Genomic DNA, 11,257 nt, shown 5'->3' with positions numbered 1-11,257 from the left:
AAAGATGCCAGAATAGTTGATTTCTTCATATTACCCTTTACTTTTTTACCTTTAATATTTCTATGGGGTTATAGTCGTTGAGTTGTATGTGCAGGGGAGGCTCCTGATGCAGACGGAGTTCTGCACAGGCTTCATCCCAGAGCTTCTTACTGTCTGCAGGCACCTTTGGCGAGGTGACGCTGTTGAAGACGATGACACCATCGGGGGCAAGAACGGTGAGCACCTTCGCCATGATATCTTTCAGATGTCCGCCATGTCCGCCAATGAATACGGCATCAGGACGGGGCAGGGCAGCGATGTCGGCCTCGAGGAAGTCGCCAATATGTATACTGATGCCTGGGGCTCCGAATCTGCGGGCATTCTCGTGGATGATGGCCTCGCACTCAGGACGGATCTCGAAGGCTTCGATATGCAGGTGGGGGAACTGCAGACGGGCCTCGATGGACACACTACCAGTACAGAATCCGATATCCCAGAGCACATGCCTCTTGGGAAGGTCAAGCGCCTGCAACGTCAACAGGCGGATGGGCATCTTCGTAATCATCTTCTCCCTGCCGTCGAGCAACGTAAACGCTGCATCGGGAATGCCGAAGGGATGGCTGATGACTGATGGCAGATGACTGGCAGATTCAAGAATGACGCAGTTGGGCATTGAGAACTCGCGCCTCGCGGCTTCTTCGAGTGAAAGTGTAGAAACCTTCTCTTGCGAAGGGTTCCCCAAGTGCTCGCCCACATACATCTTATAATAAATATAGCTATAATCCAGCATCCGCTGGGCAATGGCAGCAGGGGTGTGTTCCCTATCTGTCAAGACGCCCATCTTCCCTGCTCCCTCCATGAGTGCCTTGTCGAACTCAGGCCAGGGACGACCTGTGAGCGAAACAATCCTCATGTCGTGGTAAGGCATCACCAGCCTATGGGCCAGCATCTGCAGGGAGTTGAACGAGGGATAGAGCACAATCTCTGCCTCAGGCATCCTGCGCCTGATGGTATTGGCAAAGCCGAAGAAGAGCGGATCGCCACTGGCGAAAACGGTGATAGCATTGAGCATTCTTGGACGAGCCAAGCGGCAAAGCCGAGCGGAGCATTGAGCATTAAGCTTTAAGCTTTGAGCATTATATTGTTCGAAGACGGCATCGAGGGGAACGGTAATGTCGATCCATTCTGCATCCTCAGGAAGCAGCGGCCCTACGATCTCATGGTGGCGCTTGCCCCCAGAGAACACCTTCCCCTGACGGATGACATCCATCACCTCTGGAGGGAAGAAGGGATGCGGATGGTCTGTGATACCTATGACGATGAACTTCATATCTGATACAAATGCGTATAACTGGCTAAGACATTCTTATGTCTGAATACGGGCGTTGATACAGGCTCGCCCTTGGCGTTATAGACCTGCACCAGCGACTTGGGTGTCTCGCCCAGGCGCTCGGCTTTGCCGCTTTTCTCCGAAAAGAACTGGGTATAGTGGAACTCATGTCCACGATAGGCCTTGCCGTCGAGTGTAAACTGACGATAGCCCAGCGAGAGCTTGCGGTCAGACTTCCTGGCGGTAATAGAGTAGGGCAGTACGCCACACATCGGGTAATCGCCCTCATCCGTCACAATCCGTTCGCAGAGATACATCATTCCTCCGCACTCAGCCTGAATCCTTCCACCCCGTTCTGCATAGTCCTTGATGGCCTGCCTGCAAGCTGCGTTGGCGACCAGTGCCTCCAGATGCTTCTCCGGATAACCTCCAGGCAGATAGAGCAGTTCGATGCCATCTAGCTGTGGCACTTCCGTTTCAGGGTCGAAGAAGCTTACAGAACCGAAAGCATCTATCACTTCCTGATAGACGAACGAGAAGCTCTCAGCATTGCGGGCTATGAGGACTCCAGGTTTACTCGGAGTAAAGTCCAGGTTTACTCCGAGTAAACCTAGACTTTCCTGCGCCCCTACGGCAGCAGGCGACAAAGCCGAGTCCTCGGAGAAAACTCCCAGTTTGCTCAGCGCCTCCCAATTCACATGCTCCTCTAAAGCCTTTATCAGTTCCTCGCTTTCTGCCTCTTTCGAGAAGTCGAGCCCCAGGTAGCGCGAGCCCTGTTCGAGGGCAGGGCTCTTGGGTAGATGGCCCAGACACGCGATGCTGAGGTCGTCGCACACCTGCTGTAGCATCTGGAAGTGCTTCTCCGATCCCACCTTGTTAAATATGACGCCAGCGATGCGTACATCCTTCCTGAAGTGGATGAAACCAGAGAGGAGTGCTGCCATCGAGTAGGCTGCAGACTTGGCATCGACCACCAGTACCACAGGGATATCCAGCACGCATGCTATCTCATACGAGGACCCTCGCTCACGATCGTAACCATCGAAGAGTCCCATCATCCCCTCCACGATGCAGATATCGGCATCGGCACCATAGTGAGAGAAGAGCTCGCGCACATGTTCTGGCGAGGCCATGAAGGTATCGAGGTTGATGCTGGGTCTGCCGCATACCGCCTCGTGGAATTTCGTGTCGATATAGTCGGGGCCGCACTTGAAGGGCTGCACCTGATAACCTTTCCTACAGAACAAAGCCATCAGTCCTCTGGCAATGGTTGTCTTGCCCGAGCCGCTGGTGGGTGCCGCTATCAGAAATGTTGCCTTAGGTGCCATCATGTTGGGTTGATTTTGGTTGAAAGTTATGAAAAGACTTTATTTGCGGACAGGCTTGAGGCGGCCGTTCTGGATGTAGAGGCCTTTCGTTGAGGGGGCTGTCACGCGGATGCCTTGCAGGGTGTAGTAGGCCCCTTGCTCGCTGTCGGCCTCGACGCTGGTGATGCCCGAGGGCGTAGTCTTGGGCAGGTCGATGGTCAGGCTGAAGTCGTCAGTGCGGTCTTCACGCTTGCCCTTATCATAGCCGCTGATGTCCTTCAGCATGCTGCGGACTGTGTCGTCGACCATATCCCACGACATGCCAACTTCTGAGAGCATGTCGTTCAGGGCACCAGTCAGCTTCAGCAGAAAGCTCGTTACCTCGTAGAATGCCAGATAGGTCTTCGATTCGTCCGACTCATCCTCGCCACCTTCAGCATGTATCACGAAGCCCTTGGCCGCCAGATTGGCTGCCGTCTCGTTGTCGACCTCCTCTTTCATAAACAGTTGGGTGATTCCGTCTACGAGCCTGTCTTTGGCCATGCTCTGGAAGTCGGAGACACCCTTGAGTGAGGTGACATACTTGGTTTCGACCTTCAACTGGGTCATGTCGCTGTTGAGCGTCAGCTGGCGGTAGGCGCAGGGATAGGCAGCCGTAGAGGGGGTGATAATCTCGTAGACCTCTGCCGACATGTCGGAGTGATAGTCCTTGGCCATCTCGAGGATGTGGAAATGGCCTGTGAGCACCACCTTGACGCCTGCCTCGATGAGCTTGTCGCGCACAGTCTCGTAGCCCTCGACGACATAGTCATTCTTCTTCTCTATATTGGCGATGTGAGGGAAGAGCAGGAAGTGCATCATGGCCAGCACCTGTTTCCCCTCGGCACGGGCTTTCTCCACGCGTTGGCAGATCCAGGAAAGGCTGGAGCTGCCCAAACGGCCGTGCGAGTCGCAGGCGATGCCGACAATCACCAGCCCGCTGACGGGCTCTGCGCAGTAAGACAGTGAGTTGGGGTCGCGCTCAGAGTCGGCACTATAGCCGTACATATTATATAATTCGGCAAACTGCTTACTGTTAGCAGTCTCGGCCTTCGATGTCTTGTCGCCATCGTAGATGAGTGCGGAGGGCATGCCCAGATCGTGGTCGCCGGGAATCACCAGCACCTTGATGCCTGCCGTCCTGAGCCTGTCGAGCTGGCTTACCACGAGGCGGTGGCTGGATGTCTCGCCGTCTTTCGTCAGGTCGCCTGTGATGAGCACAATGTCGGGGCGCTCAGCCACAAGCCTCTCCACCTGTTCGTCGAAGAGCTGCGTGCTGTAGTCGAGCATGGTGCGCTTGGCAGCGAGAAAATCCTGCCAGGCCTTACCGTCGTTGACGATAAGTTCGGGCGCCATGACGTGGATGTCCGAAAGTACGGTTATCTTCGTGTCTGCCCCAGTCGCGAGCAGGCAGCCCCAAAGTGCTATCATCATGCTGAAGAGTCGTCTCATTTGTTCTCTGGTTTTTTGTCGTTTCCGTTTGCAAAGATAAGGAGAATATCTGATAAATCCAAAAAAAGTTCGGCTTTTATTTGGTTTTCTGCCTGCTTATTCGTACCTTTGCCCCCGAAATATGGCAATCTGGTGGCCGATGCCGCCTGATGTAAGGGAATCCGGTGAGAGTCCGGAACTGTACCTGCAGCTGTAATCCCCATTAGTGGGTTTGCCTGTATAACGCCACTGACGATGAAGATTGAAGATTGAAGATTGAAGTTGTCGGGAAGGTAAGGCAATCTGGGGAGAGTCATGAAGACCTGCCTATTTCTAACGATGCCCGTTCAGGAGTTAGCGGTGCGGAAAAAGGAAAAATGATGAGGATCAGATTGGCTATTGGCCTATGGCTTCTGGCTGTCGTTACGTGGGCTCAGACGGATGTCTGGCGTCAGGACAGTCTTCAGGAAGTGGTGGTGACGGGTACTGGAACACAGCACCTGCTGAAAGATGCGCCCGTACAGACGGAGGTGATCAGCCACCGTCAGCTGCAGCAGTATGCCGGCCGCTCCATTGAGGATATCCTCTCAGGACTCACCGCCAGCTTCGACTTCAGCGAGAACGATATGGGCTCCCACCTGCAGATGAACGGCCTGGGCAACTCCTACGTACTGATTCTGATTGATGGTCGTCGGCTCTATGGCGACAATGGTGGTGAGAACGACCTCGCCCTCATCGACCCGCATAACATCGAGAAGATAGAGATTGTGAAAGGAGCCTCGAGCGCGCTCTATGGCAGCGACGCCATCGCAGGTGTCATCAATATCATCACCAAGAAACATCGTGAGAAGGGACTGATGGCTGAGAACACCACGAGGGTGGGGAGCTATGGCGACATCCGCCAGCACGATGGCATCGCCCTAAACTATGGCAAGCTGTCGAGCTATACCAACTTCCAGCTGCAGCACAGCGACGGGTGGCAGAACACCTCAGAGGAGGCTATCCAGCAGACGGAGTATCATATCACCGACTCTCGCAACAAAACCGTGAATCGTCATACCAACTGGCAGATTGCCGAGCGGCTCACCTATCAGCTGACGCCTCAGATAGAGCTCTATGCCGATGGCAGCATCTACTGGAAGCGCATCTACCGTCCTTGTGGCCATCATCCCGGTGTCGACGTGAAGACGTGGGATCTGCAGTATGACAATGCCTCGGCCTCCATTGGTGGCAAGTGGAAACTCAATACTACGGATTATATCACCCTCGATGCCGACTGGAAGAAACATGCCTACTACTATACCTATACCGACACGACGTTGACGGATGGTTATGTGAACGGGCGCTTCACCAACTACTACCCCTACTTCCCTGGCGACAAGGAACTGCAGAGTGACCAGCGACTGACGAACATCCAGCTGAAGGGTGTGTTTGAGCTGCCCTACGAACAGCGATTGAGTGCAGGGCTGGAGTATCGCTATGACTGGCTCAAGGCTCCGATGCGCGTGGCAGGAGGCAAGGCGACGGATAATACCCAGGCCGTCTACGTGCAGGATGAGTGGGAATTGCTGAATCCGCTCTATATCACGGCAGGTCTGCGATTGACTCGTAACGAGGGCTTTGGCACCCGACTGACGCCCAAGGTCTCTGCCATGCTGAAACTGGGCGACCTTCGTCTGCGCGCCACATGGAGCCAGGGGTATAAGACCCCCACGCCCAAGGAACTGCACTATCAGTATATCAAGAACATGAATGGCGTCTACCTCTACCTTGGCAATGAAGACCTGAAGGCTCAGACCTCCAACTACTTCGGAGCGAGTGTGGAATACACCGTGGGCCACCTGACGCTGACCCTCGCCCCCTATTATAACAAGGTGAAGGACATGATCACCCTCGTCACCATCCCATTCAAGGATGCCCCTGGCGACCTGATCACGAAATACGACCCTATCCGTGTGCGCCAGTATCAGAATATGGAAGATGCCCAGACCTATGGCGTCGACTTCACCGTGCGTTATCAGGGTCGTCACTTCACAGCTGGTGGCTCCTACAGTTATCTCGACACCAAGGCCAATCAGTATGACTCTGAAAAAGATGTGATGCACGAGGTGACGATCGACGGCATGGCCCACCACAAAGCCAATGTCTACGCCACATGGAATCATGAGTTCTCGAAGCGCTACCAGTTGGGTGTAGGCCTCTACGGCCGCCTCTCCAGCAAGCGCTACTATCAGATTGATGGCGATGGCGACGGTTATCAGCTCTGGCGCCTCTCCACCACCCATCAGTTAGGTAAGATGTGGCGCATCGAGGCTGGTGTCGATAATATCTTCGACTACGTGGACCGCACGCCTCATGGTCTGCATCTGGGTACCACCACGCCTGGACGCACCATCTATGCCGCCCTTACCGTACGGTTCAATCAAGGCAAGAAACTTACAAACAAATATAAATCAAACTTTAATTCAAGGGAAAATGAAACAGATTAAGTATTTGATGCTGGCCATGATGGCTTTCATCGCCAGCGCAACGTTTACTGCATGTAACAGTGACGATGACAACAACGGAAAACAGTCTAACTACGACCGCTATCAGCAGGCCGTCAATCAGACCGTGAACACGCAGAAGAAGAGTAACAAGGTGATCCTGCTCGTAGCCTTCGGTTCTACTTGGGAGCAGGCTTACGACACCTTCGACAAGGTGGTGGATGACTACAAGGCTCAGTTCTCTGGCTGGGATGTGTATCTCTCCTTCTCTTCAGCCATTTGTATCAACAACGCCCGTGCTGGTGAGAACGTTGATCCGAAAGACTACTACGATCCCGAGCACTGGCTCACAGCCATTGGCCTTGCTGGCTATCAGCAGGTAGTGGTACAGTCGCTGCAGGTGATTCCTGGTGAGGAGTATCGTCGTGTGCGCGACAGCTATGTAAAGGACTTCATGAACAACCGTAATGGTGACTTCAGCGACAAATATATGAAGAGTCTCGATCGTCAGGTCGTAGTGGGTACCCCGCTGATGGCTGAGGAGAGCGACGCCAAGGCATTGGCCCAGACCCTGAACAACGAGGCTGACGTGAAGGCTGCTGTGGCCGAGGGCATCGTCGCCTTCATGGGTCATGGTAACCCCGAGGGCTACGACTACTACGGTGGTAACATCCGCTACCTGCAGCTGGAGAGCTACCTGCGCGAGCTGAACCCCAACTACTATGTGGGAACCGTGGACATGGACCAGACCTACGCAGAGGACGTGGTGGAGCACATCAAAGGAGGTAAGTTCAACTTCTCTGTGGGCGACATGATGTACACCATGAACTACGATGTCAACCTGTCCAAGAAGGGACAGCTCTATCCCCTGATGTCGATTGCTGGTGACCACGCCCACAACGATATGGCTGACGAGGAAGACGACGAGAGCTGGTTCTCGCTGTTCAACGCTGCCGGCATCGAGACCGCAGCCTATGAGGCAAACTTCTCGGAGGCCTGCTGGAAGAAGTACAAGAGTGGCGAGGGCTATATCCCCGGACTGGCAGAGCGTAGTGCCGTTCGCAACCTGTGGATGAACCACACGCGTCAGGCCATTAACAAGCTTGGCACAGACGAGGCTCTGTCTACACCAACCACAGCGCCTGAGGAATGATGAAATTATTACGTGTATTATTATATAGGTTTTGTCTGGGAGGTGCTGTCGTGATGACAGCATCTCTCCCTTTTTCCTCCACCCAGGCACAAATCCATAAGATGCAGCGCAGCGACACAACAGCCGTCAGTCGTTCCTATAATCTGAATCCTGTGGTGGTGACGGGTTCTGGTCATCACCAGCGTCTGAAAAGCACAGCCACGCCCGTCCACGTTCTCTCCTCACAGGAGATCCGCGAACAGGGTATCACCACCTTCGACGGTGCTCTGACCCGTATGATGCCCCAGGCGTCGATGGCTCCCAGTTCGATGGGAACCTTCCTGCGTCTTAACGGCTTGGGAAACAAGTATATACTGATCTTGATTAATGGTCAGAAACTCAATGGCGACATCTCCAACAATGTCGATCTGAACCGTATCAACATGGCCCGCGTGAAGCGTATCGAGGTGCTCGATGGTGCTGCCTCGTCGCTCTATGGCAGCGATGCCATCGCAGGTGTCATCAACATCATCACCGACCAGCCCACACAGAGTATGATCAGTGTGATGAGCGACACCCGGGTGTCAGGTTATGGACAACTTACGGAGAATGTCACGCTCGATATCTACAAGAACGGCTTCGGCTCCTACACCTCGTTCTCACACGACCGTGCCGACAGCTACCAAACTACTGAATTAGAATACGTCAAGGGCTCTGACACAGAGACCCAAAAGACGATTGCGCCTCTCTTTACGGGCTATCGTTCCAACCAGATAGGACAGAAATTCACCTATGCCCCCAATCAGCATCTGGCGCTCAATGCGGGCTTAGACTATTCATATAAGATAACAGACCGTCCGGATACCCGCAAAGACATCACAGGTGGTACCGACTACGAGATGCGCTATAAAGGTTTCCGCTGGAACGTGGGCGGCATCTATAAATTCACCAATCGCAACTCCCTGCAGGCCGACTTCACCGTCGACCGTTTCCGTTATGGTAAGGAGTATGATGTGGCCACAAAAGACTATGCCGTTGGTGACTACGTGCAATCGAAGAAACAGCGTATGATGGAAGGCAACGTCAAAGCCATCCTCGGACTGACGAAACACTCTACCACCATCTTCGGAGCCGACTGGCGTCAGGACTATCTCAAAGCTTCTTCAGGCGATATCGATCAGCAGGTCTATAGTCTTGCTGCCTACGCCCAGCACGAGATGAGGCTGATGAAAGACTTCACCGCCACCCTCGGACTGCGCCTGACCCATCACGAGACCTTCAACAATCATCTCACCCCGAAGGTCACGCTGATGTATGCCCCTCAGAATTTCCGCTTCCGTGCCACCTACTCGGCAGGCTTCCGTGCCCCAGGGCTCGACGAGCTCTACTACCACTATTTCTCCGTGAATCGTGGTAAGGCCCAGATCAGTTTCGGTAATCAGGACCTCCATCCTGAGAAGAGCCATTACTTCTCGCTCAATGCCGAATACCGCGACGAGGTGATTGCCGTCAGCGTGACGGGCTATCTGAATCGCATCAACGATATGGTGGTGAAACAAAACGTGCCCGTAGACGATGCCTCGCGACAGATGCTGATGGTCGAGTTTCCTGAGATGACACAGGATCAGGCCAACAAGATGGTAAGCTACGCCCTCTATCAGAACAGCGATCAGGGCGACATCAAAGGTCTGCAGGTGAATGTCTCGGCTAATCTCTTCCGGGGTTTTAACCTCTCTGCCAACTATGCCTACACCTACGCCCGCACCAAGAGTGGGGAAGAGTGGACCGTCCTTGAGCGTAGCATCCGCAATACAGCCACCATCGCTGCCAACTACCACCATGTGTGGGGGCGTTATGGTCTGAACGTGAACCTCAACGGACGCCTGCAGTCGAAGACCTACTATACTGGCACCTATGAGGATGCCCCAGGATTCGGCATCTGGAACCTCCATACCACCCACAGCTTCGATGTGGCACGATGGGCTTTCATAGAACCCAGCCTTGGCATCGACAACCTGTTTAATAAGGTGGACGACCGCATCGACTCCTCCACCCGCAAATATGCACTCTACTCTCCTGGCCGCATGCTCGTCGTAGGCCTGAAACTGAAGTTCAAGTAATCCAAAGAGATATGGGAAAAATCATCATTGCAGGCATAGGCCCAGGCAGTCCGCAGGACATCACCCCTGCCGTGCTCGATGCCATCCGCACGGCTGATGCCATCGTGGGCTATAAACACTACTTCCAGTTCATCGAATCCGAGGTGAAACCTAGGTGTGAGTGCATCGACACAGGCATGAAGAAAGAGCGTGAGCGCGCTGAGATGGCCTTCGCCCTGGCAGAACAGGGAAAGGCCGTTGTGGTCATCTCCTCAGGCGATGCAGGCATCTATGGCATGGCGCCTCTCATCCTTGAGATGAGAAGTGAGAAACGAAAAACGGAGCGTGTGGACATCGATATAGAAGTCCTCCCGGGCATCTCCGCTTTCCAGAAAGCCGCCTCCCTGCTTGGTGCTCCCATAGGCCACGACCTGTGTATCATCTCCCTCAGCGACCTGATGACGCCCTGGGAGGTCATCGAGCGTCGCATCAAGGCTGCTGCCACAGGCGATTTCGTGACAGCCATCTACAACCCTAAGTCGCATGGCCGCTACTGGCAGCTCTACCGTCTGCAGGAGCTCTTCTTGCAGGAGCGTGCTGCAGAGACGCCTGTAGGTTATGTGCGTCAGGCAGGGCGTGAGGATGAGGAGGTGAAACTCACCACCCTCGCAGCCTTCGACCCTGAGGATGTCGATATGTTCACCGTCATCCTCATCGGCAACTCACAATCCTATATCTCCGATGGTCAGTTCATCACGCCTCGGGGATATTATACAGCATCCACCGATGGCGGAGGCAGTAAAGGTCAGAACATCATGATCGAATCCTTCCGCACCATTGCCAGCGAACTGTCGCGCAAAGACTATCCTTTGGATCATCTCTGGGCCCTGCTCCATGCCATCCATACCACAGCCGACTTCGAGATGGAGCGCATCCTCTATACCGACGAAGGGGCTGTGAAGACGCTCTACGAGAAGGTGCGCTCAGGCGAACTCAAGACCATCATCACCGATGTGACGATGGTCACCAGTGGTATTCGCAAGGGGGCTCTCCAACGTCTGGGCATCGAGGCCAAATGTTATCTCTCAGATCCTCGTGTCGCAGAAATGGTCAATGAGAATATCACTCGCACTCAGGTAGGTATCCGCCTTGCCGTCGAGGAACATCCTGATGCGCTCTTCGCCTTTGGCAATGCCCCAACGGCCCTGATGGAACTTTGCGACCTGATTCGTAAGGGGAAGGCGCGTCCTGCTGGCATCATTGCTGCTCCTGTGGGCTTCGTTCATGTGCGTGAATCGAAGCACATGGTAAAGCCCTTCCGCGATATTCCTAAGATCATCGTCGAAGGGCGCAAGGGCGGTAGCAACCTCGCAGCCACCCTTTGCAATGCCATCCTCACCTTCGACGATGCAGAACAACTTAAACCAGGAAGGGATTTGTAAGATTGAAAATTG

At 54.0% G+C, this 11,257-nt stretch carries 7 protein-coding genes and 1 riboswitch; of the genes, 4 read left to right on the top strand and 3 right to left on the bottom strand.

Annotation, left to right across the window (positions count from 1 at the left end):
• Positions 1–37: 37 nt before the first annotated feature.
• The 3 genes from cbiE to BMY16_RS14005 are packed head-to-tail and all read right to left on the bottom strand — an operon-like array spanning position 38 to position 4,107.
• Positions 38–1,309 carry a precorrin-6y C5,15-methyltransferase (decarboxylating) subunit CbiE gene (gene cbiE, locus BMY16_RS14015; RefSeq protein ID WP_091843694.1) on the bottom strand — a complete coding sequence of 424 codons (1,272 nt, stop codon included), beginning with the start codon at positions 1,307–1,309 and terminating at the stop codon, positions 38–40.
• Positions 1,306–2,637 carry a cobyrinate a,c-diamide synthase gene (locus tag BMY16_RS14010; RefSeq protein ID WP_091843785.1) on the bottom strand — a complete coding sequence of 444 codons (1,332 nt, stop codon included), beginning with the start codon at positions 2,635–2,637 and terminating at the stop codon, positions 1,306–1,308. The genes cbiE and BMY16_RS14010 overlap by 4 nt, the downstream gene beginning before the upstream one ends.
• A gap of 39 nt (positions 2,638–2,676) precedes the next feature.
• A complete protein-coding gene (locus BMY16_RS14005; RefSeq protein ID WP_091843691.1) occupies positions 2,677–4,107 on the bottom strand; it encodes a metallophosphoesterase family protein in 1,431 nt (476 codons plus the stop codon).
• Between the two features lie 113 nt (positions 4,108–4,220).
• Positions 4,221–4,432: riboswitch (cobalamin riboswitch) on the top strand.
• A 31-nt stretch (positions 4,433–4,463) separates the two neighbouring features.
• On the opposite strand from BMY16_RS14005, the gene BMY16_RS14000 reads away from it, so the two are divergent.
• Genes BMY16_RS14000 through cobJ form a run of 4 tightly spaced genes read left to right on the top strand, consistent with a single transcriptional unit; the run spans position 4,464 to position 11,245 of the window.
• Positions 4,464–6,575: a TonB-dependent receptor plug domain-containing protein gene (locus tag BMY16_RS14000; protein WP_244513070.1), complete on the top strand. Its 2,112-nt coding sequence runs from the start codon at positions 4,464–4,466 to the stop codon at positions 6,573–6,575.
• Positions 6,562–7,725 (top strand): sirohydrochlorin cobaltochelatase, encoded by a 1,164-nt coding sequence (locus tag BMY16_RS13995; RefSeq protein ID WP_170836124.1) that lies wholly within the window; start codon positions 6,562–6,564, stop codon positions 7,723–7,725. Before BMY16_RS14000 ends, BMY16_RS13995 begins: the two co-directional genes overlap by 14 nt.
• Positions 7,722–9,824: a TonB-dependent receptor plug domain-containing protein gene (locus BMY16_RS13990; protein ID WP_091843686.1), complete on the top strand. Its 2,103-nt coding sequence runs from the start codon at positions 7,722–7,724 to the stop codon at positions 9,822–9,824. The genes BMY16_RS13995 and BMY16_RS13990 overlap by 4 nt, the downstream gene beginning before the upstream one ends.
• A gap of 11 nt (positions 9,825–9,835) precedes the next feature.
• Positions 9,836–11,245 (top strand): precorrin-3B C(17)-methyltransferase, encoded by a 1,410-nt coding sequence (cobJ, locus tag BMY16_RS13985; RefSeq protein WP_091843684.1) that lies wholly within the window; start codon positions 9,836–9,838, stop codon positions 11,243–11,245.
• The last annotated feature ends 12 nt before the right edge of the window (positions 11,246–11,257 follow it).

It is taken from the genome of Prevotella sp. ne3005 (genome assembly GCF_900110085.1).
GTDB lineage: Bacteria > Bacteroidota > Bacteroidia > Bacteroidales > Bacteroidaceae > Prevotella.
This window is presented reverse-complemented; position numbering and strand designations above follow the sequence as displayed.

Bases quoted from the DNA above. Each gene is read 5' to 3' on its own strand.
- cbiE (WP_091843694.1), bottom strand. From the start codon at position 1,309: ATGAAGTTCATCGTCATAGGTATCACAGACCATCCGCATCCCTTCTTC.
- BMY16_RS13995 (WP_170836124.1), top strand. From the start codon at position 6,562: ATGAAACAGATTAAGTATTTGATGCTGGCCATGATGGCTTTCATCGCC.
- BMY16_RS14000 (WP_244513070.1), top strand. From the start codon at position 4,464: ATGATGAGGATCAGATTGGCTATTGGCCTATGGCTTCTGGCTGTCGTT.
- BMY16_RS14010 (WP_091843785.1), bottom strand. From the start codon at position 2,637: ATGGCACCTAAGGCAACATTTCTGATAGCGGCACCCACCAGCGGCTCG.
- cobJ (WP_091843684.1), top strand. From the start codon at position 9,836: ATGGGAAAAATCATCATTGCAGGCATAGGCCCAGGCAGTCCGCAGGAC.
- BMY16_RS13990 (WP_091843686.1), top strand. From the start codon at position 7,722: ATGATGAAATTATTACGTGTATTATTATATAGGTTTTGTCTGGGAGGT.
- BMY16_RS14005 (WP_091843691.1), bottom strand. From the start codon at position 4,107: ATGAGACGACTCTTCAGCATGATGATAGCACTTTGGGGCTGCCTGCTC.